21 protein-coding genes and 1 pseudogene are annotated in these 23225 nt (G+C 35.8%); 14 read left to right on the top strand and 8 right to left on the bottom strand.

What is annotated here, in order from left to right:
- Window positions 1-102: 102 nt before the first annotated feature.
- A complete protein-coding gene (locus KDN24_RS13085) occupies window positions 103-360 on the top strand; it encodes a hypothetical protein (RefSeq protein WP_409973820.1) in 258 nt (85 codons plus the stop codon).
- A gap of 55 nt (window positions 361-415) precedes the next feature.
- Here KDN24_RS13085 and sspO read toward each other — a convergent pair whose 3' ends face one another.
- Entirely contained in the window at window positions 416-565 is a 150-nt protein-coding gene (gene sspO / locus KDN24_RS13080) for a small acid-soluble spore protein SspO (protein WP_491348038.1), read from the bottom strand.
- A 346-nt stretch (window positions 566-911) separates the two neighbouring features.
- On the opposite strand from sspO, the gene acnA reads away from it, so the two are divergent.
- The 7 genes from acnA (at window position 912) to KDN24_RS13045 (ending at window position 6226) form a co-directional block, all read left to right on the top strand.
- A complete protein-coding gene (acnA, locus tag KDN24_RS13075; protein ID WP_409973822.1) occupies window positions 912-3617 on the top strand; it encodes an aconitate hydratase AcnA in 2706 nt (901 codons plus the stop codon).
- A 212-nt stretch (window positions 3618-3829) separates the two neighbouring features.
- Complete coding sequence (locus KDN24_RS13070) at window positions 3830-4246, top strand: hypothetical protein (RefSeq protein ID WP_409973823.1); 417 nt, start codon at window positions 3830-3832, stop codon at window positions 4244-4246.
- A gap of 38 nt (window positions 4247-4284) precedes the next feature.
- Entirely contained in the window at window positions 4285-4803 is a 519-nt protein-coding gene (locus KDN24_RS13065; protein WP_409973824.1) for a TlpA disulfide reductase family protein, read from the top strand.
- 172 nt (window positions 4804-4975) lie between these two features.
- The gene (locus tag KDN24_RS13060) at window positions 4976-5107 is read left to right on the top strand and encodes an FbpB family small basic protein (protein ID WP_409973825.1); all 132 of its coding nucleotides are present in this window, start codon (window positions 4976-4978) and stop codon (window positions 5105-5107) included.
- A 63-nt stretch (window positions 5108-5170) separates the two neighbouring features.
- On the top strand, window positions 5171-5314 hold the full coding sequence (locus tag KDN24_RS13055; protein ID WP_409973826.1) for an acid-soluble spore protein N: 144 nt from the start codon (window positions 5171-5173) through the stop codon (window positions 5312-5314).
- Between the two features lie 36 nt (window positions 5315-5350).
- Entirely contained in the window at window positions 5351-5590 is a 240-nt protein-coding gene (gene tlp / locus KDN24_RS13050; RefSeq protein ID WP_409973827.1) for a small acid-soluble spore protein Tlp, read from the top strand.
- Window positions 5591-5806: 216 nt separating this feature from the next.
- Window positions 5807-6226 (top strand): acyl-CoA thioesterase, encoded by a 420-nt coding sequence (locus tag KDN24_RS13045; protein ID WP_409973828.1) that lies wholly within the window; start codon window positions 5807-5809, stop codon window positions 6224-6226.
- A 61-nt stretch (window positions 6227-6287) separates the two neighbouring features.
- On the opposite strand, the gene KDN24_RS13040 is transcribed toward KDN24_RS13045, so the two are convergent.
- From KDN24_RS13040 to KDN24_RS13020, 4 genes are all read right to left on the bottom strand, one after another.
- The gene (locus KDN24_RS13040) at window positions 6288-6578 is read right to left on the bottom strand and encodes a HesB/YadR/YfhF family protein (protein WP_409973829.1); all 291 of its coding nucleotides are present in this window, start codon (window positions 6576-6578) and stop codon (window positions 6288-6290) included.
- Between the two features lie 11 nt (window positions 6579-6589).
- Complete coding sequence (locus KDN24_RS13035) at window positions 6590-7405, bottom strand: CPBP family intramembrane glutamic endopeptidase (protein WP_409973830.1); 816 nt, start codon at window positions 7403-7405, stop codon at window positions 6590-6592.
- Window positions 7406-7596: 191 nt separating this feature from the next.
- Window positions 7597-9684, bottom strand: coding sequence for a methyl-accepting chemotaxis protein (locus KDN24_RS26360; protein WP_525931245.1), 2088 nt, complete (start codon window positions 9682-9684; stop codon window positions 7597-7599).
- Between the two features lie 176 nt (window positions 9685-9860).
- Complete coding sequence (locus KDN24_RS13020) at window positions 9861-11018, bottom strand: CapA family protein (RefSeq protein ID WP_409973831.1); 1158 nt, start codon at window positions 11016-11018, stop codon at window positions 9861-9863.
- Between the two features lie 306 nt (window positions 11019-11324).
- Between KDN24_RS13020 and KDN24_RS13015 the strand changes: the two genes are divergently transcribed.
- Complete coding sequence (locus tag KDN24_RS13015) at window positions 11325-11492, top strand: hypothetical protein (protein WP_409973832.1); 168 nt, start codon at window positions 11325-11327, stop codon at window positions 11490-11492.
- A 135-nt stretch (window positions 11493-11627) separates the two neighbouring features.
- On the opposite strand, the gene KDN24_RS13010 is transcribed toward KDN24_RS13015, so the two are convergent.
- Both KDN24_RS13010 and plsY read right to left on the bottom strand, forming a co-directional pair.
- Window positions 11628-12629, bottom strand: a complete 1002-nt coding sequence (locus KDN24_RS13010; protein WP_409973833.1) for a sensor histidine kinase — start codon at window positions 12627-12629, stop codon at window positions 11628-11630.
- A gap of 298 nt (window positions 12630-12927) precedes the next feature.
- Entirely contained in the window at window positions 12928-13512 is a 585-nt protein-coding gene (gene plsY, locus KDN24_RS13005; protein WP_409973834.1) for a glycerol-3-phosphate 1-O-acyltransferase PlsY, read from the bottom strand.
- A 239-nt stretch (window positions 13513-13751) separates the two neighbouring features.
- Here plsY and KDN24_RS13000 point away from each other — a divergent pair, with 239 nt between their 5' ends.
- On the top strand, window positions 13752-15473 hold the full coding sequence (locus tag KDN24_RS13000; protein ID WP_409973835.1) for a glycosyl hydrolase family 18 protein: 1722 nt from the start codon (window positions 13752-13754) through the stop codon (window positions 15471-15473).
- An 83-nt stretch (window positions 15474-15556) separates the two neighbouring features.
- Here the strand turns inward: KDN24_RS13000 and ade are convergent, their stop codons facing one another.
- A complete protein-coding gene (gene ade / locus KDN24_RS12995) occupies window positions 15557-17296 on the bottom strand; it encodes an adenine deaminase (protein WP_409973836.1) in 1740 nt (579 codons plus the stop codon).
- Between the two features lie 373 nt (window positions 17297-17669).
- Between ade and KDN24_RS12990 the strand changes: the two genes are divergently transcribed.
- From KDN24_RS12990 to KDN24_RS12975, 4 genes and pseudogenes are all read left to right on the top strand, one after another.
- Window positions 17670-18083 carry a CoA-binding protein gene (locus KDN24_RS12990; RefSeq protein WP_409973837.1) on the top strand — a complete coding sequence of 138 codons (414 nt, stop codon included), beginning with the start codon at window positions 17670-17672 and terminating at the stop codon, window positions 18081-18083.
- A gap of 218 nt (window positions 18084-18301) precedes the next feature.
- Complete coding sequence (parE, locus tag KDN24_RS12985) at window positions 18302-20278, top strand: DNA topoisomerase IV subunit B (RefSeq protein ID WP_409973838.1); 1977 nt, start codon at window positions 18302-18304, stop codon at window positions 20276-20278.
- A complete protein-coding gene (gene parC / locus KDN24_RS12980; RefSeq protein ID WP_409973839.1) occupies window positions 20278-22725 on the top strand; it encodes a DNA topoisomerase IV subunit A in 2448 nt (815 codons plus the stop codon). Before parE ends, parC begins: the two co-directional genes overlap by 1 nt.
- A gap of 26 nt (window positions 22726-22751) precedes the next feature.
- Window positions 22752-23212 (top strand): annotated as a pseudogene (locus KDN24_RS12975) (IS66 family transposase); the annotation flags it as partial.
- Window positions 23213-23225 lie beyond the last annotated feature (13 nt).

Below are 23225 nucleotides of genomic sequence, written 5' to 3'. Positions count from 1 at the left end.
AAGTGAGCCTCATCAGTGTGAGTGTTTCACTAATAAATAGAAATGTTAGTTGAACTATAGCTCGTCAATTCGCGACAGATTAAAAGGAGTGTAAATCTAAACATGCCATATCATAAAAATAAGCAACAAGCATTCCAAGCTGCTCAACAGGGGGTAGAGGATGCACAGGAACTTTATTATGAAATTGTTAACGATTCTGCCAATTATGGTCATCAGCTAAAACATTTGAAACAAGAAGTAAACGAGGCATACGAACAAATTGAAAATGCACTTGGGGTTGCTTCTGAAACGCAAAGAGCACAATTAGAAAAATTCCGACAGGATTTAAGTAAAATGGTGGAAATAGTAAATCAATCTTGAATAAAGACGCTTTAAGAAAAAAGGAAGCGAATAACCGTTTTCGCTTCCAAATCTATTATTGATTCTTTTTACGCTTTTTATTATTTTGTTTTTGTGTCTCTGTTAAGGCTTCATTAGAAAACTCCTCGTTAAAGCCAGCTCCCATTCCTTGGCTTTTTGCTGCGTTCATTCCTTCAATTACGTGATTTGCTTTTCTTTTTGCCAATTTTAATCACCTCCAAAATTATTATTTTCACCTCTTGTTAAATTATGTAGTTCATTTTCCTTTTTATGATCGAAAAAACTTTCTTACAATAGTTTAAATAAATAATCAATAAAATTTTTAGAGAGTAAGAAGCAAATTAACCATACCTTTTTAATTAAAAAAGGTTAAATATCTTTTTTAACATAAGAAATACTTATCAGAAACAATAACTTTCTTGTTATTTACTTATATAGTAGGTTGTATTAAGATTAAAATTGTGGGAAAAGTATGTTGGACAATAATTCCAGCTTTTCGACAATTTTTTGAACGATTGTACTTGAAGATTTCGAAAAAGGGGGATGTACAAATGACAAAAAATGATGTTTTTAATGCCCGTAAGTCTTTTGAATTAAACGGGAAGCGTTATCATTATTATCAATTAGAGGCTCTTGAAAAGGCTGGCGTTGGAAAGGTAGCGAACTTACCTTATTCGATTAAAGTTTTATTAGAATCAGTTCTTCGTCAATATGATGGCCGCGTAATTACGAAGGATCATGTTGAAAACTTAGCAAAATGGGGTACAGATGAGGTGAAGGATATTGATGTACCATTCAAGCCTTCACGTGTCATTTTGCAAGACTTTACAGGAGTTCCAGCTGTTGTTGATTTAGCTTCTCTTCGCAAAGCGATGGCTGATATGGGGGGAGATCCTGACAAAATCAATCCACTTAAGCCTGTAGATCTTGTAATTGACCATTCTGTTCAAGTTGATAAATTCGGTACAGCTGAGGCGCTAGGATTAAACATGGAACTTGAGTTCGAAAGAAATGCGGAGCGTTACCAATTTTTAAGCTGGGCGCAAAAAGCATTTGATAATTACCGTGCTGTTCCACCAGCAACAGGTATTGTTCACCAAGTTAACTTAGAGTATCTTGCTAATGTAGTTCATGCACTTGAAAATGAAGAAGGAGAATTCGAAGCATTCCCTGATACATTAGTTGGCACAGACTCTCATACTACAATGATTAACGGCATCGGTGTTCTAGGTTGGGGTGTAGGTGGAATTGAAGCGGAAGCTGGGATGCTTGGACAGCCTTCATACTTCCCTGTACCAGAAGTTGTCGGTGTAAAATTAACTGGTGAGTTTCCTGATGGTGCGACAGCAACAGATCTTGCACTAAAAGTTACACAAGTGCTCCGTGCTCAAGGTGTTGTTGGTAAATTCGTTGAATTCTTCGGTCCTGGCGTTACAGCATTACCGCTTGCAGATCGTGCAACAATTGCGAATATGGCTCCTGAATATGGTGCAACTTGCGGATTTTTCCCAGTAGATGATGAATCTCTTGAGTATATGCGTTTAACAGGCCGCTCTGAAGAACAAATCAAAATTGTTGAAACATACTGCAAAGAAAATGGGTTGTTTTTTAATCCAGATTTAGAGCCTGTTTATACAAATATTGTTGAAATTAATCTTACTGAAATTGAGGCAAATCTTTCAGGTCCGAAGCGTCCACAAGATTTAATTCCACTTTCAGAAATGAAAAAGGAATTCAATAAAGCGATTTCTGCTCCTCAAGGCAACCAAGGTTTTGGCTTAGATGAGAAGGAAATGGATAAAGAAGCTGAAGTTCAGTTTACAAACGGCGACACAGCAAAAATGAAGACAGGTGCTGTAGCAATAGCTGCGATTACGAGCTGTACAAATACTTCTAATCCATATGTATTAGTTGGTGCAGGTTTAGTTGCGAAAAAAGCAGTTGAGCTTGGCATGAAAGTGCCTGAGTTCGTAAAAACTTCATTAGCACCAGGCTCAAAGGTTGTTACTGGTTATTTACGTGATTCTGGTCTTCAACCATACCTAGATCAACTTGGTTTTAATATTGTTGGTTATGGTTGTACGACATGTATTGGTAACTCAGGACCATTGCTTCCAGAAATTGAAAAAACAATTGCGGAAAACGATCTTCTTGTGACATCTGTTCTTTCAGGAAACCGTAACTTTGAAGGACGTATTCATCCGTTAGTGAAAGCAAACTATTTAGCTTCTCCACCGCTAGTTGTTGCATATGCTCTAGCTGGAACTGTTGATATCGACCTTAAAAACGAGGCAATTGGAAAAGATAAAGATGGCAATAATGTTTTCTTTAATGATATTTGGCCATCATCAGCTGAAATAAAAGAAGTTGTCAAGAAAACTGTTACACCTGAGCTATTCCGTAAAGAATATGAAAATGTATTTGGTGATAATGCACTATGGAATAAAATTGAAACAAGTGATGAACCATTATATTCATTTGATGAAAAATCAACATACATTCAAAATCCACCATTCTTTGAAGGTTTATCTCCTGATCCGGACGAAGTAAAACCATTGAATGGCTTACGTGTTGTTGGGAAGTTCGGTGATTCTGTTACAACTGACCATATTTCTCCTGCTGGTGCAATTGGTAAGAATACACCTGCTGGAAAATATCTCCTTGATAATGGTGTTGAGGTTCGTGACTTTAACTCTTATGGTTCACGCCGAGGAAATCACGAAGTTATGATGCGCGGTACATTTGCTAATATTCGCATCCGTAATCAAGTTGCACCTGGTACTGAAGGTGGTTACACAACTTATTGGCCAACAGGTGAAGTCATGTCCATTTATGATGCTTGCATGAAGTATAAAGAGGATGGAACAGGTCTTGTTGTACTAGCAGGCAATGATTATGGTATGGGCTCTTCTCGTGACTGGGCGGCAAAAGGTACAAATCTTTTAGGAATTAAAACGGTCATTGCTCAAAGCTATGAACGTATTCACCGTTCAAACCTCGTGTTAATGGGTGTGCTACCACTTCAATTTAAAGATGGTGAAGGTGCAGAGTCCCTTGGTTTGACTGGTAAAGAAACAATTGATGTTCAAATTGGTGAAGATGTAAGACCACATGACCTTGTAAAAGTTACTGCAACAGATGAAGACGGCAATAAGAAAGAATTTGAAGTAATTGTTCGTTTCGATTCAGAAGTAGAAATTGACTACTACCGTCATGGTGGAATTCTTCAAATGGTTCTTCGTGAAAAATTAGCATAAGAAGAACAGTATGTGATTACTATGCTTTTTATATGTTTGTTTTGCATGTTTTAAGCATTAAAGCAAAAGCGTTTAATTTCATTTATGAAGTTAAACGCTTTTTAAATTTGTAAGCAGATTCTTTCTCTAGCTAGCACAATCCATGTATAGTTAATATTGAGTGAATTTTATCATTAAACGACTTGAAATTTTTTGTATAACAGGGGGAAGCTATGGGCGCATTTTTATTAGGTCCATTTATGATTAAACATATTTACATAATTATTCTTTTAGCAGCCATAACTGCGTACTTAATGATGAAATGGAAAACAAGAGAAGAACCTGCTTTTCAAAAAGTATTTTTAAATGTGTTTGTCAATGCAGTTTTTATTTGGTTTATCATTTTTAAATTTAGTTCTATCATATTTCAGCCCACTAACATTATGAACAATCCTACCTCAATTTTATATTTTACTGGTGGCTTGAAAGGCTCTGTTTTAGGACTTATATTCGCCATCGTTTATTTATTATGGCATTATAAAAAAGGAACTTGGTCACTTAAAAGTTGGTTGAGTACGCTTGTTTACGGGATTGTCACATTTATGATCATTTTTTGGCTTTTGAGAACCTTATTTTTTCTCATTTTTTAGGTTAAAATACGGTATAAAGAAAAAGGAAGGATGACAGCATGATTAAGAAAATCGCTGTGTCAGTATTCATTATGGTTTTGATGACAGTCATGATCGTACAAGCTATGGGGAAAGAAGAGCAGAAAGTGAAAAACACAGAAAAGCATCCTGGCTTAGGCATAGGTTTAAAAGCACCTGATTTTGAATTGAAAAATCTTGCAGGTGAATCAGTAAAGCTGTCAGATTATGAAGGCAAAAAGGTAATGTTAAATTTCTGGGCTACTTGGTGTCCGCCTTGCAAAGCGGAAATGCCAGATATGGAAGAGTTTTATCATGATTCAGGGGATGATATTGTCATTCTTGCTGTAAATATTGATACAAATAATGATGTTGCAGGATTTGTTAAGAAAATGGGGGTTACATTTCCTATTCTGCTTGATACTAATAATCGTGTGAATAAAATATACCAAATTATTTCGATTCCTACTAGCTATTTTATTGATGAAAAGGGGATTATTCGGAATAAACATATTGGGGCTATGGATATTGAAACGATGAAAAAAAATATGGACATATAAAATTTTCGCATCAGCCGAGATGGCTGATGCTTTTTTGTTCATCGTGATTTTTACGAAAGTATGTTGAAGATTTAATATTAATGATTCTATAAATTTTCAAAAAGTTGTAATAATTTATCCGGATTTTGGTGATAATAATTGTTACTATCATATTAAAGGAAGTGAAATCACAATGAGAAAACCTAGAAAACGCTCATTCGCTGAACTTGTATTAGAAAATAAGCGTCAAATTTTAAAGGATCAAGATGCTATGAATAAAATTGAAGAACGCTTAGAAAAAAATCGACTTAATCGTGCAGAATAACGATTATTTCCATAAATGATTCCCTCCTCAAATGTACATACTTATATTGAGGAGGGATTTTTTATGAGTAATCCAAAAGGACATGTCGGAAAATATAACCCGAATCATATTGGAACAAAATCACGAAGCTTTGGCGGAAATAAAGGAAAGAAAATGCAAGACCAAACGAGTCCAACTCCACAAGTAATCCAAACAAAAGGTGAATAAGAGTCATTTATCATTGCACCAAAGGAGGAATGGAATATGGATTTTCATAACAAACCAAAGCCAGATGACCGTAGCAATAATGTAGAAAGACTACAAACAATGATTGGGAATACAATCGAAAATATGAATGAAGCTGAAGAAACAATGAATTTCACCGAAAACAAGGAAGAGCGGGAAAGAATTGCTACAAAAAACGAGCGCCGTCAGGAAAGTATAAAAGCGATGCGTGCGGAAATTGAAGATGAAACAGAAGCACGGCAAAATGGATATAAATAGCAATGATTTTGACTGCTTATGTAGAATAATAGCTCAAATGTAACTTTTGTAAATACTTTTTTAGGATAAATCCAAAAGGATCTGATTCGCTATGCGACAGGTCCTTTTTACATGAAAAATGGTTGCTGTATGGTAAAATAAAGAATGAATAGAATTAAAAATTCATTAAGCCGCCGCCTACATAAAATATTAAAATAACATTAGAGGAGAATTAGAATGTTAATATCTACAAATGAAATTGAAGTAAGATACGCAGAGACTGATCAAATGGGCGTCGTTTATCACGCCAATTATTTAGTATGGATGGAGTTAGGGAGAACTCATTTAGTAAAAGATTTAGGCTTCAATTATGCGGAATTGGAAAAAGAAGGTGTGCTATCACCCGTTCTTGATATTCAAGTCTCTTATAAGAAACCACTTCGTTACGGACAGCATGCATTAGTTAAAACATGGATTGAAGAATATGATGGTTTTCGAGTTAGCTATGGCTATGAAATCTTAAATGAAGATGGGGAGCTTGCTGTAACTGGCATATCGAAACATGTTTGTGTGAGAAAAGAAAGTTTCCGCCCCATTTCTTTTAAAAAGCACTATCCTGAATGGCATGAAGTATATGAGAAAGCTAAGAAAAAATAAATAAACGTTTAAAGATAAAAGAAATAAGAGCAAGCAGACAGGAATTGTCTACTTGCTCTATTTAATTTGGAAATTGATATTCAGGCTCATGAAACTTTTCATTGAATGCAATATGAAAATCATGTCCATCAAAATACCATAAATCTTTTTCCTCAATATAATACGTAATACCATTTTTTATAGTTTCTACGCCAATATGTGTTGGCTCTTCAATGGAAAGTCCTAGTGAAAAACCTTGCTGGACTGTACTGTGGCCACCATAGCGGACGAAAAAGCGAAGGAAATCTCCTTCATGCAAATCCATTTCTTCCATATACCATTCAGCTGCTTCATCACTAATATGTATTTTCATCAAAATCCTCCTTACCCGTAATACGGAATTACACCACTTAAGATCATCAATATATTAAACACTACATGCCAAATAATTGCCGGAATGATGCTGCCAGATCGCACGACGATTGCTGCATAAAAAAATCCTCCAAAAGCAAATCCTAAACAAATGAGCCATGAATAACCGAATGCTAAGTGGGATAATCCAAAGGCAATTCCCGAAAAAAGAACGGCAGCTTTTTCACCAGCTAATTCGACCATTCTAGTTAATAAAATCCCTCTCCATAGAATTTCCTCTAATACCGCATTTATTAGAGAAAATAAGATAAGGAAATTTAAAAAAGATAGGTTTAAACTGATATTTGCTTTAAATATAAAAGGGGAGAAAACGACTAAATTAATGCTGACTGCCACTAGTAAAAATGCTTTTATTGAGAGAGGATGAAATCCGCTCCAAACAAATGGAAAATAAATTTTGGCATTCCAATCACTTTGGAACCTGTAGTTCATTACTTCCCCATTAAACTTTCGTGTGATATACATGATAAATCCGATCGGAATCAGAAGTAAACCTCGGCTCAAGATCATGAGCGTGCTTGTATGAAAAGGTAATTCATCAATGAAACGGTCTCCATATAAAAACAATAAATTTCCAACTAAATAGGCAAGCATCACCCACGAAAACAAACGATTTTTCGTTGTGAAAATAGCCATATACAAAATAAAACAAATAAGAATGGTAAAAGCAAACATAAAAAATTTATATTGCGCTAAAATTAACATGCTAATGAATAAAACGAGTTGAAAATATGACAGACTTTGTGTCTGTTTTCTTGCAAAGTCCAATAAATCCCACCCCTAGATTAAACAGTCCATACTTTACTAAAGTCTGTAGATACACTATATCACATAGTTATTCTCATGTGGCGAATTTAATCTTGCCCTTATAAGAAATGAGCAAGCTCCTTGGTCTGCAACGTATGTATCAAAAAAAGAGCATGGTCACTGCCAAGCTCTTTCTCATTTTCGTAAGGAATTTAAACCTTAAAATGTTTAATTATTTCTCGTAAGTTTTCTGTAAGCCTTCTTATATTAGTAGAAATCTGCTTAACTTGCTGAACAGATTGTTGTTGTTCTTCCGTAATACTTGTTACTTCCTCAACGCCTGCTGATGTTTGTTGCGAAATGGCGACGACACTATCAACAGAATGGGAAATGGATTGGCTGCTATCTGATAAAGTATCGCTTGCCGCAGCAATTTCATCAATATCTTTAGCAAGATTTTTAATAAAACCAAACATGTTTTTATAGCTCATGGCTGTATGATTAACCATTTCCGCACCTTCTTCAGCTGATAGTCTACCAAGATCAATGTTTTTTAATGCTCTCGTAGAGTCATCCTGAATTTCTGAAATTAAGCTCGCTATTTTATCAACTGAAGCACTGCTTTGTTCCGCAAGCTTCTTCACTTCTTGTGCGACAACAGCAAAACCTCTACCTTGTTCTCCTGCACGAGCTGCTTCAATGGAGGCATTGAGAGAAAGGAGATTCGTTTGCTCAGAAATATCATGAATTAGTGTTGTAATATCATTTATCGCTTGGAGCTTGCGATCCAATTCTTTCATAATTGAAGTAGATTCAATTGATTGCGAAACAATGCGAGTCATTTTGTTGTTCATATTAGTCATTGCGATTTGACCTTCAGAAGTGATGGATCTCGTTTCTTGTGCGTGCTTAACAATTGTATTTATTCGTTCTGACATGGAAATAACTGCACTATTATTGCTTTCAACATGAGTTGAAATATTAACCATGTTTGCGGCAAGCTGTTCTGAACCACTTGCAACCTCACTCATAGCAGAGCTTACTGTTTCGCTAACATGAGAGGAGATGTTGGCTTGGTCATTTAATATTTTTGAATCTATTTCGGCTTCATGAATTAAATGATCCATTTTATTTGCCATACCTCTTAAACTATCAACCATATCATTGACAGCTGTAAATAAAATTCCGATTTCATCTTTTGACCTAATATCCATTTTTCTTGTTAAATTACCATGAGCAACATCTTTTAAAAAGTGTGCTAACTTCTTAATTGGACCAATGAAATATTTGGCAAAAAAGAAGCTTATGACTATCGAGATAAAAAGTAAAGCGCTTGCAATAATGATTTGAGTAGTGAGCATTTTATTGAAAATCGCACTTAATTCACTATCAGCGTCTTTAATGCGCTTGTTCATGTTTTGAGAAATTTGCTCGGAAAATGACTTAACCTCCTCCTGTGACATGACAGCGAAGATTTGCCAGCCTGTTTCCGCTACTTTATCACTTACATATGTAACTTGATCAATGTCTAAATATATATTTCCGTCATTTTTCTCTTTAAAAATGGGCAGTGAAGAAATGTTTTCATTTTTTAATACAAGCTCTTTATCTTTATAAGCAAGAAGGGAGCCCTCTTTATCAGTTAAAATAATGTACCCTGTATTTCCGACCTTCGTATTCGCAATAGCGGAGGTCATATTTTCAAGTGTTAAATCTGCTCCGAGCACACCGAATAATTCATTATTACGGTAAATTGGCAAGCTTATTGTAATCATGTAATTATCCGTTCCTGCATCCAAATAAGCACCTGTAACAAAGTATTGATTATTTCCTCCACTTTTTGCTGGTGTGTACCAAGGTCTTGATGTAGGATCATAGCCTTGCGGTAAAGAGTAGTCAGTTGGATAAATAATAAAGTCTTTATTTTCTTTTCCTAAATAAATATTTGTAATTAGATCATTTTGTTCAGCGATTTTTTTTAACAATACCGGAAGTTCAGCAGGTTGAGCGCTATATATTTCATCAAAACTGGCAATTGTTGTTAAATCACTTTTAGCACGATTAAGAATGTCTTGAATTGTTTGTTTCACATTTACGGTTTCATGATAAGTAAGCGTTCCTGCATAATGCTCCGAAAAACCGCTTACATCTCTTTGTACATCAGAAGAGAGACCATTTGTTAAATCTTTGCTGTTTTTAGAAAAAAGATTAAACGAGATAAAAGTAAATCCACCGCTAACAACAATGATCAAAATCATCGTTGACAGCACGCCTACGATTAGTTTGGTCTTTAATGACATGAAAAAGCCCCCTTAAACCCCCTGTTATGAAAAACAATTTCTAAGCTGGAAAACCATTCAACTCCTTATTCTTCTCTTAATCATATCTTGCGAGTAATAAGTGCTGAGTATAAAGTATGAAGAATATGTTACATTTTTCCTACTCACTCTATTATTATATCATTTTCTTAAACTTGTTAAAGACTTCCTAGCATATGATTTTGAATTTCTTCGAATTTTTCTTTTGCATTGGAAAGTCCGTAGTTATCAGCATCTTGCAAGGGGACAATGCGATAATTTTTTACCCAATTTCGTTTAGAAACGAATGTAGGATAAAAGTTAGGGTTGGTTAAACTTATTCTCACCCCATTATTGTCAACGTTTTTTGTCACTTTGATTGTCGCCATCCCGCCAATGTCTTTATAATCTTTATTTTGCCCAGATAAGAAGTTTCCTAAAGAATAGACAACTAAACATTGACGCTTGTTCTCGGATTTAATCCATTCCATCGGCTGTAAAACATGTGGATGGTGTCCAAAAATAATATCGACTCCTTCATCCGCTAAAAACTGTGCTAATTCCTTTTGAGTAGCTGTTGGAAATCGCTCATATTCATTTCCCCAATGAATGCTCATGACAATCACATCAGCTATAAGCTTAGCTTGCTGAATTTCATTCTGCATTTGATTCTTATCAATTAAATTGACAAGGTAGTTTTTTCCTTTAGGAATTGGAATTCCATTTGTGCCATATGTGTAAGATAAATAGGCAACCTTAATTCCATTTTTAGTTAAGATTTTAACGGTTTGTTGTTCGTTAGAGCTGCGATATGTCCCAACATGGGAAAGCTTGATTTTATCCATATAATTCAAGGAAGCAATTAAGCCTCGTTCACCTTTATCGAGAGAATGGTTGTTAGCAGTCGACACAATATCAACTCCAGAAGCAATTAAGGCATCACCGACTTCTTGAGGACTATTGAATAATGGGTAGCTTGAGATTCCAATTTCCGTCCCACCCAAAATAGTTTCTTGATTGGCAATTAGAAGATCTGGCTCATGTAGGATCGAGGCAACATGTTGGAACATTGGTGTAAAATCGTAGCCAGTTTCTGTTTTTGCATCATTATAAACCCAGTCGTGAATGAGAATATCGCCAATAGCACCAAGTGTGATTGAGGTAGATAGTGTTTTCGAATTAAAAGAAGCTGTTTTTGTAACATGCGTATCAACAGCCATTGTTCGTATTTCTTTTGCTTGGTTTTCATTATACATACGAATTAATAAGAAGGATGAAAGTATAATTAGAGCTAAACAGAAAAAAATAGAGAAATACAATGATACTTTTTTATTCATAATGTTCTCCTTAACAAATGTTTTTAATCTACTATATCGTAAAATGCTGGAAATTTGCTTTATAAAATAATAATTATAAGTTGTTTTACTCGTCATCTATATAGGTATAGGGGTATAATAAAAAAGCAGAAGTGAAATGGCTATTCTCATTATGCTTAAAGAAAATTTGAAGGGGTGTTATCATTGTTTAAACTAACAGAGAGTGCTGCAAAAGTGCTTGCAGAAGCTATTCAAAAGGAAAAGAAAGATGAGACAGAGAAGCTTTACATTCGTTTGTCGATGGGAATTGGCTGAGGTGGTCCGCAATTGAAGCTGTCTCTGGAAGAGCAGCCATTAAATGGAGATAGAACATTTGAAATCGAGGGTATTCCATTGCTAGTAAGTGATAGAGAGTATGTTTACTTTGATCATACAAAACTTGATTATGTCAAAAATATTTTCGGGATTGGAAACTTTCAGCTGTTGAAAATATAAACTAACATTTTCATCATTGATTACTAATGTGTCAAAAAAATGGGCTCTAATGGTAATCTGTATTTATAGATGTTATAAAAGCAATTAACGGTTTTACAACAAAAAAGCGACAATATCTGTCGCTTTTTTCACGTTCTACCTATTGTCAAGAAGTGGGAGGCTGATCGTTATGATCGTGCCTTTCTCAGGGATGCTACATATATTTAAAAAGCCGTTATGGTCTTCGATAATTTTTTTGCAGATTGACAATCCGATGCCTGTTCCTGCTTGCTTTGTGGAATAAAACGGAATAAAGATTTTTTCTAGTGTTTCCTTCGTCATGCCACAGCCATTATCTTTTACGATGAGATTAGCCATTCTCTCTTTTGCTTCAATTGAAATATGAATCTTTCCATATTCTAATTTATTGAGAGTAGTTGCTTCAATTGCATTTTTTATCATATTCATAAGCACTTGTTTTAACTGCTTAACATCACCAAAAACAGTAGGGTTTTCATCTGCCGGCTCAAAGATTAATTGCACATTTTTTAATGATGTTTCCCCTTCATATAGGATAACGATGTCTTTTACTATTTTGTTTAACGATACGATCTCTTTTTTCTTTACATGTGGCTTTGTTGCATCAAGAAATTCATAGATTAGATCATTTGCCCGATTAAGCTCATCAAGAGCAATATCAGCATATTGACCTTTCCCAATTTCATTTAAATATGGTTTTAATAATTGAATAAAGCCTTTTACCGTCGTTAGGGGGTTTCTAATTTCATGTGCAATTCCGGCTGCGAGCTTGCTTACGTTCGATAAGCTCAAAATATGATCGGTATCACCATCACTTTTTTTACATTCAGCTTCAATGGCGGGGTAACAAAAAAGATGATAGTGCTCATTATTTTCATCATTCATTTTATAAATTCGATGAAGTGCTTGCTTTCCTTTTATCGTTAAATTTATATCTAGCATACTACTCTTTAAAAAGTTGCCCATAAATTTATCGATGCTTTGCTTATCTAATAATTCGATAAATGAAAGGCATTGAACATTCTCTTGCTGAACTGAAGTCGATACTATTTGAAATTGCTTATCAATGCAAAAATAGGGAAAAGGTAAATTGGATAATACTTTTTCAATTAACTGCATAACGAAACCATCCTTATTATTTATTCTTTTTTGGCAATTAATAAAAACATAGTGTTGATATTAATCTATGATGAAAAAAAGCGGATTATGTTAAGTTATGTAAAGCTATTGTTGAAAATTGAACCTATATAATGATGAGTCTTTATTACTACATTTATTTACTATCTATCATAACAGAAAATAGTTGGTTATCAATAACGAACATAAAATTTCTTTAATAGAACAATTGTTGTAAAGTTGATTGCAAATTTAACAGAAAAAGCAGCAGAAATCTTGAATGATCTGCTGCCTTTTCCTATTAAAGCCATTTAATTTTTGGTTCAGTTTTATTTATAATCCTTTTAATGTTCGAACGATGTCGATAAATGACAAATGCTGCCATCAGTGATACTACGATTATAAGGGGAATATCCCATATAATAAGTGCATAAATTACTGAAACAATTGCGGCAATGATAGATGATAAAGAAACGTATTTCGTTATGTACAGGCAAATAAAAAAAATGAGAAACATAATCATAAACATTGGATAGGCATAGCCTAATAGAACACCACCAGATGTTGCAACAGCTTTTCCACCTTTAAAACCTGCAAAAATTGGATACATGTGGCCAACAACAGCAATAATGCCGGCAATTAATTGATGCATATCTGAGCTAAAAAACAACGGAAGGGATACAGCAACTGTACCTTTTAAAATATCAGCGATTGTAACAATTAAACCAGCTTTCTTCCCTAATGTTCGAAACGTATTCGTTCCTCCTAGATTTCCACTTCCATGTTCACGAATATCCACACCATAAAATACCTTCCCGACAATTAAACCTGAGGGGATTGATCCGAGTAAATACGCTAAAACAATAATAACTCCGTATATTACCATAAAAATTCTCCTTCAAACTATGTCTACAGTGTCTATATTGTACCATGCGATAAAGGAAACGGAAATGGCTTAATGATTTCACAAAATAGAAATTCAAATACCCAGTGATTTTGAAACTTTTTGTTTTATTTTTCGTTAATATGATTGGGAAAGGCCGCTAAATGCGAATGAATGATATTCATAATATACCTTCCCAATTCAGTTTTTTTTCTGTACGATAGTCAAGGGAGGAATGAAAAATGGCACGTGTTGAATATCATAAATCAAAATCATCTGGGAAGGTATGGATCGTTTCTGGATTGGTCCTTGCGTTTTTATTGATTTTTTCTAGTATTATACTATTTTTATATCCTTTTGCCTCTTCTGAAAAAGTAGTTTATTTTCATGGAGATAATCCAATTTTATTTGGAGGGAAGCAGGAAGGAAATGCGATTGTTGAAGGAGATAGCATCTACTTACCAATTTCCTTCATGAAAGAGCATATTGATGATTCTCTTACATTTGATGAGAAATCAAATTCAATTATTTTGACAACGAAAAACAAAGTTGTGCAAATGCCGTCTGAGTCTCTCACTTACTTTGTAAATGAAGAGCCTGTTCAATTACATTTTTCAATTTTTAAGGTGAAGGATAATGAAATGTATTTAGCAATCGAGCCACTTTTAGCTTATTATCCGATTGAGTACTCTATTTTGCCTGGTTCAAAAGCGATCCAAATTAAGCAGAATGGGGAAGAAATCCAACATGCAACAGTTGTAAAAAAGAAAATTCACGAAGAAAAGCTAAGATTGCGAACAGATACGAATTTGCGCTCACCATATACTGATCAAGTTAATCAAGATGAAAAGCTTATTATCGAAGGAGAAAAGGAAGATTACTATTATGTGAGAAAGGAGAATGGTTCAGCAGGGTATTTAAAAAAGGATTATATTATGAAAGGAACCAATGAACAAATCGTCATTAATCAAGAACCTGAAGTAGTTAACGTTCCGAAAATAGATGGACCCATTCAGCTAACATGGGAGGCTGTCTATACAAAAAATCCTGATACGTCAAAGCTCCCGAATATGCCCGGTGTGAACGTCATTTCACCAACATGGTTCGAACTAGCAGACGTAAATGGTGGAATTAAAAACTTAGGTTCCCTTGATTTTATTAACTGGGCAAAAAGACAAGGTTACCAAGTTTGGGGGTTATTCTCAAATGCTTTTGATCCAGATTTAACTCATGAAGCATTTAAGAACTTTGAAACTCGCCAAAAGATGATTCGTCAGCTCCTTCATTTTAGTCAAATCTATCATTTAAATGGTATTAATCTAGATATTGAAAACGTTAATCCAGCTGATGGTCCGCTAATTACACAATTTGTTCGTGAAGCTGTTCCGTATTTTCATGAAGCAGGTCTCATCGTATCAATGGATATCACGTTTATATCAGACAGTGGCTATTGGTCTGTTTTTTATGAGCGAGAAAAATTGGCAGAACTAGTCGATTATTTAGTTGTCATGGCTTATGACGAACATTGGGGGAGTTCACCGAAAGCGGGAAGTGTAGCAAGTCTTCCTTGGGTTGAAGGGAATTTAAAACGCTTATTAGAGGTAGTTCCGAACGAGCGATTAATTTTGGGTGTTCCTTTGTATGCAAGGCTTTGGGAGGTTAAAGACTCAGGAGAAGTCTCATCAAAGGCACTTTCGATGGGGAAAGTAACGGATTGGTTAACTGAAAATAAGTTAACACCAATATACGACGAAGCAAGTGGTCAAAACTATGCTGAACTATATTTAGAAAAAGAACAAGCAACGTATAAAATATGGCTGGAGGATGAGCTGTCATTAGCAAAACGAGCAGATTTAGCAAAAAAATATAATTTAGCTGGTGTAGCAAGCTGGTCAAGATATTTTGCCGATGAATCTGCATGGGCGGCACTTTCTTTAGGAGAAGGTCAATTAACCCAAAAATAAAGTGAACTAATCTCGATAAAAGAACCTGTGGGAGAATGAATCCTTTCATTACCCACAGGTTTTTTTCGATGTAATGATACGCTTTACACTTCGATTCCGATATGCTTAAATTGTTTCACATTAAATAGGCCAATATCTGTTAATTTAAGCTCAGGAATAACGGGAAGAGCTAAAAATGAAAGCGTAACAAAGGGATTAAACTTCATCGTACAACCAATCATTTTTAACGCTTTATTGAGTAGCTCAATCCTTTCATTCACGCTTTCTGCTGGCCTATCAGAAATAAGCCCTGCAATTGGTAGTGGAAGGGAGGCAACCATAGCACCATCTTGCACGACTACGAGTCCGCCTTTCATTTCAGCAATAATACGAATAGCTTCAACAATATCTTCGTCTGATGTACCAGTTGCGACAATATTATGAGAATCATGAGCAACGGTTGAGGCAATTGCTCCATTATTAATTCCAATCCCTTTAATAATCCCTAGTCCAATATTTCCGGTATTTTTATGTCGTTCCGCGACAACAAGCTTTAATTGGTCTGTTTCAACATTTGGTTGAAAAAAGCCATTTACTATATTTACTTCTTCGATCAGATGATTCGTTACGATCATATTCGGTTTAATCCCGATTATATTAGCCATGCAGTTTTCTTTCATTTTGATTTGCAAATGCTCCAGAGAAACAGGTTTTAGGGAAACACTATCAACAATTTTTGGATCGGGTGCGTAAGCAGAATGAGATGAATGCAAAATTTTTCCGTTATTTGCAACTAACATCCCTTTTTTATATACTTTTGCAATGTCGACGGTGTGAAGATCATTTAAAATTAATAGATCTGCTTCATATCCAGGAGCAATCGCTCCCTTTTCCTTTAACCCAAAGCACTCCGCAGCATTTAATGTGGCAATTTGGATAGCAAGAAGTGGATCTAAGCCTTGTTCGATGGCCACTCTCACATTGAAATCAATGCTTCCTTCATTTATTAGCTCATCAAGATGCTTATCATCTGTTACGAAAAGGCAGCGTCTTGCATTGTTTTCATTGATTGCCTGTAAAAGTTCAACTAAATCTTTTGCAGCTGAACCTTCACGCAGCATGACATACATCCCTTTACGCATTCGCTCAAGTGCTTCTTTGGCAGTCACACATTCATGGTCAGTCCGAATGCCAGCAGCCATATATACGTTAATCCCATCTTCATCTAAACCTGAAGCATGTCCGTCAATCCGCTTTTCTTTCATACTCGCACTTACCAGCTTATTTATCATAGTCTCCTCACATTGAAAAACGGAGGGATAATCCATTACTTCTCCTAAACCGCGCACTCGTGGATGATCGTAAAAAGGTTCAAGCTGCTCATAAGTTAAATGAGCTCCAGCGTTCTCAAATGGTGTCGCAGGAACACATGATGGGAGCATTAAATGAACATCTAGCGGGATTCCATCTGAACCGTTCAACATAAATTCAATGCCATCCACACCACTTACATTAGCTATTTCATGTGGATCAGCGATAATGGTTGTGACGCCATGTGGGAGAACGACATTAGAGAATTCCGCTGGTGTGACCATTGCTGACTCAATATGAACATGACCATCGATGAAACCGGGAACGATATATTTTCCTGCTGCGTCAACCGTTTCTAATCCATCATAATCTCCAATTCCTGCAATATAACCATCAACAATTGCGATATTGTCTGTTAATAATTCTCTCGTAAAAACGTTTACAATCTTTCCATTTTTTATAACAAGGTCAGCAGGGATTCTTTTCGCAGCGACATCTATCCTCTTTATTAATCGTTCTTTAGCATGTTTCAAAAATGTTTCCTCGCTTTCATTAAAAATCAGTTATCGAAATAGTCATAACAAATCTTATTTCTCTAATAAATGGTATTTTTTTGCCCTTCCATTAAAAATCTATAAAAATATGCTACACTAATTATATACATAATCCAATGAATTTGGTCTCTTATTCCAGTATGGAGCTTTAGTAGAGTAAAAAAATGAATCGAACTTAAATACTTGCTTCAAGATATAAGTACACTACTTTTATTTCAAATGAATTAGTAATTAGAATTAAGTAACAGTAGATAATTATTTATCCTTTATGATTAGAAATGAAAGTAGATTTTCGGTAATATGAACATGAAGGATATCGTTATCTAAAACATGAATATAAGGAGGAGCAAATGTGTCAATTGAAATTCCAAGCAGAGAGGAATTAGGCATCATCTTAAAAAATGCAAAACGAATAGCAGTAGTCGGACTCAGTGGCAACCCTGAGAAAACTTCTTATATGGTATCGAAAGCTATGCAAGATGCAGGATATGAGATCATTCCCGTCAATCCTACTGTAGATGAAGTGCTAGGGGTTAAAGCAGTTGCCACTTTAAAGGATATAGAAGGTCATGTCGATATCGTTAATGTATTTCGCCGTTCAGAGCATCTACTGGCAGTAGCAAAAGAGTTTGCTGAAATTGATGCGGATATTTTTTGGGCCCAGCTTGGACTAAGTAATGAGGAAGCCTATCAATACTTAAAGGATAAGGGCTATACTGTCGTAATGGATCGTTGTATAAAAGTAGAGCATGCTTTAACTAAATAAGTATGTGACATGAGATCTACATAGGGTCTCATGTTTTTTTCTTAAAAAACTCATTTGCCAAAATGAAATAAATAGATACAATAAAGCATAGAAGTTATTGAAAGTTATGGTAAACTATTTATACAGAACACTCGTTCTCTTTAATTGAATAACGAACGAATGTTTGTGTCTTATACATAAATGCAATGTCTTCTGTAGTAATTGAAAGGGGAATTTTCGTGGCAAGAAATCAAGAAGCTTTTGATTATAATGATGATGCCATACAAGTACTTGAAGGGTTAGACGCAGTTAGAAAACGCCCGGGAATGTACATTGGCAGTACGGATGCAAGAGGTCTCCACCATCTTGTTTATGAAATTGTTGATAATGCTGTTGATGAAGCATTAGCAGGTTACGGAGAACATATCATTGTCAAAATACATAAAGATAATTCAATAAGTGTGATCGATAAAGGACGTGGCATGCCAACAGGAATGCACCGCATTGGCAAACCAACCCCTGAAGTCATTTTTACAGTCCTACACGCAGGTGGAAAGTTTGGTCAAGGTGGATACAAAACGAGTGGAGGTCTCCATGGTGTTGGTGCTTCAGTTGTTAATGCATTATCTGAATGGCTTGTTGTCAAAATTAAACGTGATGGTATCATATTCGAACAACGATTTGAAAAAGGTGGAAAACCTGTTACAACTTTAGAAAAAGTCGGAAAAACAAATCAGACTGGCACGACGATTCATTTTAAGCCGGATACAACAATTTTTTCGACGATTACATATAACTATGATACTCTTTGTGAACGTTTACGGGAGTCTGCATTCCTCTTAAAAGGAATGAAAATTGAAATCATTGATGAGCGAAGTGGAAATCAAGAAATTTTTCATTATGAAAATGGAATAGAAGCATTTGTTGAATATTTAAATGAGGAAAAAGATGTCCTTCATCCTGTCGTTAGCTTTGAAGGAAAGAACAATGAAATTGAAGTTGATTTTGCCTTCCAATTTAATGATGGTTATTCAGAAAATGTGCTCTCATTTGTAAATAATGTTCGGACAAAAGACGGAGGTACACATGAAGCCGGTTCTAAGACGGCGGTTACTCGTGTTTTTAATGAATACGCTCGTAAAGTGAATCTTCTTAAAGAAAAAGAAAAAAATTTAGATGGAGCTGATATTCGTGAAGGCTTTACAGCCATCGTGTCTGTACGTGTTCCTGAGGACCTTCTTCAGTTTGAAGGACAAACAAAAGGAAAGCTAGGTACAAGTGAAGCACGCTCAGCAGTTGATGCTGTAGTATCGGAGCATTTATCTTATTTTCTTGAAGAGAATCCGAATACAAGTTCGCTCTTAATAAAAAAGGCCATAAAAGCCTATCAAGCGAGAGAGGCTGCTCGAAAAGCACGTGAAGATGCGAGGAGCGGAAAGAAAAGAAAGCGCTCTGAAGCAGTTCTTTCAGGTAAGCTGACACCTGCTCAATCTAGAAATCCTCAGAAAAATGAATTATATCTTGTCGAGGGTGACTCTGCCGGCGGTTCTGCTAAGCAAGGAAGAGATCGCCGCTTCCAGGCTGTACTTCCACTACGAGGTAAAGTCATTAATACTGAAAAAGCCAAGCTTGCAGATATTTTTAAGAATGAAGAGATAAATACGATTATACATGCTGTCGGAGCTGGTGTAGGCTCAGACTTTAATCTTGATGACGTTAATTATGATAAAGTCATTATTATGACAGATGCAGATACTGATGGAGCACATATTCAAGTACTCCTTCTTACGTTTTTCTATCGATATATGAAGCCACTCCTTGATGCTGGAAAAGTATTCATCGCACTACCACCTCTATACAAAGTGAGCAGAGGTTCTGGCAAAAAAGAAGTTATTGAATATGCATGGAGTGATGATGATCTACAAGATGCGATGAAAAAAGTAGGTAAAGGGTATATGCTTCAACGATATAAAGGTCTTGGTGAAATGAATGCTGATCAGCTCTGGGAAACAACGATGGACCCAGAAACACGAACGTTGATTCGTGTTCGAATTGATGATGCTGCAAGAGCAGAGCGCCGAGTGACTACTTTGATGGGTGACAAGGTTGAACCACGAAGAAAATGGATAGAGGCAAATGTCGCATTCGGACTAGAAGAAGACAGCAGTATACTTGAAAACGAAAATTTATCCGTATTAGAGGAGGAGATTGATTGATGGCTCCAACAGAAAAATTTCGCGATCTTCCTCTTGAAGATGTTCTTGGTGATCGATTTGGCCGTTATAGTAAATATATTATTCAAGAGCGTGCCTTGCCTGATGCTCGTGATGGATTGAAACCAGTTCAACGCAGAATTCTATACGCTATGCATGTCGAAGGAAATACCCATGATAAAGGCTTTAGAAAATCTGCGAAAACAGTCGGGAATGTTATTGGTAACTATCATCCTCATGGAGATACGTCGGTTTATGATGCGATGGTACGGATGAGTCAGGATTGGAAGGTTCGTAAACTTCTTGTTGAAATGCATGGGAATAACGGTAGTGTTGATGGTGACCCTCCGGCTGCCATGCGTTATACTGAAGCAAGGCTTTCGGCAATATCTTCTGAGCTTTTAAAGGATATTGAGAAAAGAACGGTAGATTTCGTTCCGAACTTTGATGATACATCAAATGAACCGACAGTCCTTCCAGCTATGTACCCAAATTTGCTTGTGAATGGTTCAACAGGAATTTCTGCAGGTTATGCGACTGAAATCCCGCCTCATCATCTAGGAGAAGTGATTGACGGTGTGATTCACCGAATGGATAACCCTACTTGTACTGTAGATGATTTAATGGCTTATGTGAAGGGACCTGATTTCCCAACAGGTGGGATTATTCAAGGGATCGAAGGGATTAAAAAAGCATATGAAACAGGAAAAGGAAGAATCATCGTTCGCGGGAAGGCTGAAGTAGAAACCGTTCGCGGCGGTAAAAAGCAAATTGTCATCACCGAAATTCCTTATGAAGTAAATAAGGCAAATCTTGTGAAAAAAATGGATGAATTTCGCTTAGATCGAAAACTTGAAGGGATTTCAGAGGTAAGAGATGAAACAGATCGGACAGGTTTACGAATTGTTATTGAATTAAAAAAAGACGCGGATCCGGATGGAGTCCTCAATTATTTATATAAAAATAGCGACTTACAAGTTACATATAATTTTAATATGGTGGCCATTCATAATCGACACCCCATGCTGATGGGCTTACGCGAATTATTAGATGCTTATATCCATCATCGCAAAGAGGTTGTGACAAAAAGATCTACTTTCGAGTTAGAAAAGGCAGAGGCCCGCCAACATATTGTTGAAGGATTAATGAAAGCCCTCTCGATTCTAGATGAAGTGATTGCTGCGATTCGAGCTTCGAAAGATAAACGAGATGCGAAGGATAATTTAATAAAGAAATTTTCCTTCACTGAGCCCCAGGCTGAAGCAATTGTATCTTTACAGCTATACCGTTTAACGAATACAGATATTACTGCACTACGCGCTGAGGCTGAGGAGTTGGCAGCTAAAATTGCCGACCTAACGGCTATTCTAGCAAGTGAGAAAAAGCTTCGTAGTGTCATTCAAAAAGAATTGAAAGATGTTAAGAAGAGATACTTAGATGAACGTCGAACAAAGATAGAAGATGAGATTGAAGAGATAAAAATTAATCTGGAAGTACTTGTTGCTAGCGAAGATGTAATCGTAACTGTAACGAAAGAAGGCTATGTGAAGCGGACAAGCCCTCGTTCGTATGCTGCCTCGAACGGTCAAGATTTCGGTATGAAGGATTCTGATCGTATCCTTTCATTGTTACATATGAATACAACAGATATTCTCCTCTTGTTCACAAACAAAGGGAACTATTTATATTGTCCTGTGCATACGCTTCCAGACATTCGTTGGAAAGATCTTGGACAGCATGTTGCAAATATCATTCCAATTGACGGAGACGAAACAATCATTAAAGCACTTCCAGTTAAAAATTTTGAACAAGAGTCCTTTTTATTGTTTGTCACTAAGTTTGGAATGGTTAAGAAAACAGAGTTAAAACATTATCAGGCACAGCGTTACTCAAAGCCACTTGTTGCGGTAAATCTTAAAGATGGCGATGACGTTATTGATGTGCATGAAACGAATGGGTCAAAGGAGCTGTTTTTAGCAACCTACTATGGTTATGCTTTATGGTTTCATGAAGAGGAAGTAAGCATAGTCGGTATTAGGGCAGCTGGTGTTAAAGGAATAAATTTAAAAGATGGCGATTTTGTTACAGGTGGACAAGTAATTGAAAATCAGTTTGAACAATCTGTCGTCATTTTGACTCAGCGTGGAGCGATTAAAAAAATGAAATTTAGTGAATTTGAGAAAGCAACGCGTGCAAAACGAGGAGTCGTATTGTTAAGAGAATTGAAGGCTAATCCTCATCGTGTTGTCGGTACAATTGTTGTTAGTGAAAGTGATACCATTTACTATGAGACGGAAAAAGGTGTTATCAGTTCAACAAACGTGGCAACCATTAGGTTTAATGATCGTTATTCAAATGGTTCCTTTGTCATTGATGAGTCTGAAAGTGGAAAAGTAACATCTGTTTGGAAAATTGAAGAAAAACAAGAGGATAGCTTGTCTGAAGAATAACGATTAAAAGGTTTCTCATTTTTATAATGGGAGCCTTTTTTTGGCTAGTAGGAAAGTTTAAAATTATTGAAGAACAACTTGCTCATTCGAACCAACAAAACAAAAAATTATTAAAGCAGGTTGAAGCGTTAACCGAACAAGTGCGTCATTTAACTAAGAAATTATTCGGTTCAAAAACTGAAAAGACGAAATATAACGTACCAGACGGGCAAGGTTCATTATTTGAAGATGACCCGTCTTTTAACGAATCTGAGCATACAGAAGAACAAAGCCAACAGACTATATCTTATACTGTTGTTCGAATTATTCAAAAGAAAAAGCGAAATGATTCTTTACGAGTTGATATCGAAGGGAAGCATTTCACTATCATCCGAAAAATACACAATGTGATTGTGGCCGAGGACAAATGATTGAAATTGGCAGTACAATCGTACGTGAAGAAACAGCATTTATTCCGGCAAAAATGAAGAAGGTCCAGCACATTGAACAGGGCAAATGGA

The sequence above is a fragment of the Cytobacillus sp. Bva_UNVM-123 genome, assembly GCF_046351715.2.
Classification (GTDB): domain Bacteria; phylum Bacillota; class Bacilli; order Bacillales; family Cytobacillaceae; genus Cytobacillus.
The sequence above is the reverse complement of the archived record's forward strand: the minus strand, read 5'-3'. Positions and strand labels throughout refer to the sequence as shown.

What these genes read in the sequence shown, in the direction of transcription:
- KDN24_RS13085 (WP_409973820.1), top strand. Translation starts at nt 103, where the DNA reads ATGCCATATCATAAAAATAAGCAACAAGCATTCCAAGCTGCTCAACAG.
- acnA (WP_409973822.1), top strand. Translation starts at nt 912, where the DNA reads ATGACAAAAAATGATGTTTTTAATGCCCGTAAGTCTTTTGAATTAAAC.
- KDN24_RS13070 (WP_409973823.1), top strand. Translation starts at nt 3,830, where the DNA reads ATGGGCGCATTTTTATTAGGTCCATTTATGATTAAACATATTTACATA.
- KDN24_RS13065 (WP_409973824.1), top strand. Translation starts at nt 4,285, where the DNA reads ATGATTAAGAAAATCGCTGTGTCAGTATTCATTATGGTTTTGATGACA.
- KDN24_RS13060 (WP_409973825.1), top strand. Translation starts at nt 4,976, where the DNA reads ATGAGAAAACCTAGAAAACGCTCATTCGCTGAACTTGTATTAGAAAAT.
- KDN24_RS13055 (WP_409973826.1), top strand. Translation starts at nt 5,171, where the DNA reads ATGAGTAATCCAAAAGGACATGTCGGAAAATATAACCCGAATCATATT.
- tlp (WP_409973827.1), top strand. Translation starts at nt 5,351, where the DNA reads ATGGATTTTCATAACAAACCAAAGCCAGATGACCGTAGCAATAATGTA.
- KDN24_RS13045 (WP_409973828.1), top strand. Translation starts at nt 5,807, where the DNA reads ATGTTAATATCTACAAATGAAATTGAAGTAAGATACGCAGAGACTGAT.
- KDN24_RS13040 (WP_409973829.1), bottom strand. Translation starts at nt 6,578, where the DNA reads ATGAAAATACATATTAGTGATGAAGCAGCTGAATGGTATATGGAAGAA.
- KDN24_RS26360 (WP_525931245.1), bottom strand. Translation starts at nt 9,684, where the DNA reads ATGTCATTAAAGACCAAACTAATCGTAGGCGTGCTGTCAACGATGATT.
- KDN24_RS13020 (WP_409973831.1), bottom strand. Translation starts at nt 11,018, where the DNA reads ATGAATAAAAAAGTATCATTGTATTTCTCTATTTTTTTCTGTTTAGCT.
- KDN24_RS13010 (WP_409973833.1), bottom strand. Translation starts at nt 12,629, where the DNA reads ATGCAGTTAATTGAAAAAGTATTATCCAATTTACCTTTTCCCTATTTT.
- plsY (WP_409973834.1), bottom strand. Translation starts at nt 13,512, where the DNA reads ATGGTAATATACGGAGTTATTATTGTTTTAGCGTATTTACTCGGATCA.
- KDN24_RS13000 (WP_409973835.1), top strand. Translation starts at nt 13,752, where the DNA reads ATGGCACGTGTTGAATATCATAAATCAAAATCATCTGGGAAGGTATGG.
- parC (WP_409973839.1), top strand. Translation starts at nt 20,278, where the DNA reads ATGGCTCCAACAGAAAAATTTCGCGATCTTCCTCTTGAAGATGTTCTT.